Origin of the sequence: Stygiolobus sp. CP850M, from assembly GCF_037389425.1 — an archaeon.
GTDB lineage: Archaea > Thermoproteota > Thermoprotei_A > Sulfolobales > Sulfolobaceae > Stygiolobus.
The window spans coordinates 1-2,587 of record NZ_JBBHKR010000096.1 but is presented as its reverse complement, the minus strand read 5'-3'; the positions used below and the strand labels follow the sequence as shown (position 1 = coordinate 2,587).

Sequence of the window (2,587 nt, the reverse complement as noted above, 5' to 3'; positions counted from 1 at the left end):
AATTCTGCCTGCGTATTAACTGTTATAAAGAGAGTTTAAGAGCTTTGGCTGATGAAATAAACCGAATCCGTACTCATTATTCCACTCTGAAACTATAGAGGCTCAGAGTTTACGATAATTAGTTGTTTTCAATATTTACCATTTTGTCAAACGAAATATTACGTTGGATTCTTTTAGGACAAGAAGACGCACTGTATAATCGGAAATGTAAGCTACCTATCTCAGTCTTTTAATATCCCCCCAAGGCAAAGTCTACTCCACTTATACTGAGTGTTTTAAAAAGAGGGTTAAAAAAGAAGTCATTAAGGGAATTTATTAGAAAAAATGATCTACTGGTCTAACATAATAATATTTTTTCTATCAATTCAATTTGGGTTAAATATTTTCCTACTTACTCGATATTAAGATTTACTTTCGCATAATATTGTTGTCATTGAACGAGGTCATTTAAATGTGATTAACAATGTCTGTGTGGAAAAATAGCGTAGTATTATGAGGTTAGGGGACTGCATAGTCCTTGTGTTTTTAAAGATGTAAAGGGGATCACAAAGCTAATACCTTAGTCTTCAAAGGAGTTTGGGTAAAATCCAGCGAGTCGAGAGTGGTACTATGATATTAAAAAAGCTTAATGGTTTTGCTACCCCTACCCTCATTTCACATTAACGTCATTTAACATCAAATTTTGCGAAATGAAAATTTAAGGCTTCATGCGTGGATTATAAGGCTAAGTCCTTCCATGAATACAACTTACACAATTTTAGTTAAGGAATATGAGATGCTTAAGAAGTTAATATGAATGATATAGTTGTAGGGAAGGACGATGAACACTACGTTAGGATTTCAACTCGCCTTGAGGAAGTTCACCATTGGAAGTCTTTAGCTGAGAATTTGCAGAGGAAGTACCCTAGGAGGTGGAGGGAGGATAAGAGGATCTAGTATAGAGTCCGTTCTTTCCATTAAAGGGCTAAGAAGGTCATGGAGGACTTTGCTAGGAAGGTCGGGAAGTAGGTTGTTGAAATCTCTGAAGGTTTCGGTGCCAATATTATTAAGTTAGAGGACATAAGGAACCTCAATAAGAATGTTCATAAACTACCGAGTGAGTTTAGGGATAAGTTGTATCTGATGCAGTACCGTCGTTTGCAGTATTGGATTGAGTAACAAGCTAAGAAGCACGGTATTCTAGTTCAGTATGTTAGTCCTAGTTATTCTTCAGTATCTTACCCTAAGTGCGGTGAAAGTATAGTTAAGATTTCCCATAGTTGGTTTAAGTGTTCTAGTGGTTATGAGAATGATCGTGATGTTATTGCAATAGTTAATCTAAATGGGGGTCTCTGCCCCTCTCAGCTGCCCCTCAGATGAGGGATGTAAGCCCATACCGATGATGGAAACCCTCGCTGGCGGGTAGGAAGTCAGTCTCATGTCGTAGATTTAACGTTAGGATCCAACCTCATTCTCTGCTCAACTTTTCAAAATTGGATGAGAAGAAAAGCTTAATAGTTGAAAAGATAAGTAATGAATTAGGGATGAGGGGGTCAGGTCAGCTTCCGTGCAACCTATCATAGGTCAATTCTGACCCTGCTCATCATCCCCTCATCCCCGATTTCTACTTCTGCAAAAACAAATTTAAAAACTTTTTTGTTTTTATCTTTGCCCTTTTATTATCACAATGTGAATATTATAACAGTTTATTTATTTCATTATTTTCTTTATCTCCATATTAACTAACTATCTTTTATAAATTTAAGGGTGGCTTATGATAAGAAAGTTTAAAACTACAGAATCAGATATATTTATCAGCGGGTTTAGTGGGCCACAATTTTATCACCGCTTAAAGTCACCCTCGGGCGAGGAACACTCACCCCGCTTCGTCACCCCATACTAAAAGAGATAACCTACCTCTCATTTGACTATTTTTTGCATATAAAACTAAATATTGCAATATATTATTTCTTTGTGGAGAGACTATTATATTAATGCCCTTTTTTAGACAACAGTCATTCATTATTATATCATAAAGGAGTTGTATAGCCTTAAGTTCGGTATGGAGTTGAAGAGGGGTAGAATACAGTCCTTCGCCTCTAAGCACGGTAGAAAGGGGAAATTGCTGACGAGAAAGTACTCCCACCATGAAAGATATCATGTGCTAGATTATGTTCACAAGTTCATGAACAAACTGTTGGGAATGTCCTCTCACTATGTTTGTTATCGAGAAGTTGAATAAAAAAGAGATGTTCCAAGATGCGAGCGATTGATTGTCTAAGAAGTTTCAAGGACTGTATGGAGGACAATTTATCGTGTGCTTAATTACAAGGCTCTCCTTTACGGTTCCTTCTTGAAGGAGGTGAACCCTTACCACACTTCCAAGTCCTGCCCCAGATGTGGATGGGTTTCCCGAAAGGTCGGCAGGACTTTTCACTGCGAGAGGTGTGGGTTCGCTCTGGATAGGCAATTGAACGCATCTCTAAACATATACCTCAGGATGTGCGGGTTTCCCCACATCCGTGAGGGGTGTTGGTTGGGGGTTATCCCGCTAAAGGGGCGGAGGGGTATGAACAAGTTTTCCGTGACTCCGGTGAATCCCAAGGCT

At 38.5% G+C, this 2,587-nt stretch carries 2 pseudogenes; both read left to right on the top strand.

The features are described 5' to 3' along the window. Window positions 1-783: 783 nt before the first annotated feature. Window positions 784-1,382, top strand: a pseudogene (locus tag WIW89_RS12215) (IS200/IS605 family accessory protein TnpB-related protein); the annotation flags it as partial. A 629-nt stretch (window positions 1,383-2,011) separates the two neighbouring features. Then, window positions 2,012-2,587: pseudogene (locus tag WIW89_RS12210) on the top strand (zinc ribbon domain-containing protein); the annotation flags it as partial.